Here is a 424-nt window from a genome sequence, read left to right on the forward strand (position 1 = left end):
CCAAGAGCAGGTCACGGGCGGTCGGGTCGATCAGGTGGCCGACCTTCTGAAGAACGTGGTCTAGCGCGTTGCAGCCCAGGGTCATCGCGAATGCGAGGCGGGCGTTTCGGAGGACGGGCTTCTGGCCCGGGTGGTTGGCCGGGAGGCTGTAGCCGACGGCCAGCGCCGTGAACGCGTAGGCGTCCAACGCGGCCGGCAGGAGCCAGGCTGTGAACGGCCCGAGGTTGAGCTGACCGCCCAAGTGGTACAGCGTGTGGGCGCTGATCGCGGCTGCGGCGACCTCGGCGGCGGTGCCGCCGATGCGGGCGATTCGGACTGCGCTGATCGGGGCCGTGGGCGGGTCGGTCAGCGGGGTGGCCGTCGGGTGAGCCATTGTGGGGCCTCCGTAGTGATGTGTGAGTGAGCGCGTTGAGCGTCTGGGCGG

Annotated in this window: 1 protein-coding gene; it reads right to left on the bottom strand. The window is 70.3% G+C overall.

What is annotated here, in order from left to right:
- Positions 1–373: hypothetical protein (locus GWK61_RS55330; RefSeq protein ID WP_194922386.1), on the bottom strand; the 373-nt coding region annotated here is incomplete at its 3' end.
- Positions 374–424: the final 51 nt, after the last annotated feature.

The sequence above is a fragment of the Catenulispora rubra genome, assembly GCF_015356825.1.
GTDB classification, from domain to species: Bacteria; Actinomycetota; Actinomycetes; order Streptomycetales; family Catenulisporaceae; genus Catenulispora; species Catenulispora rubra.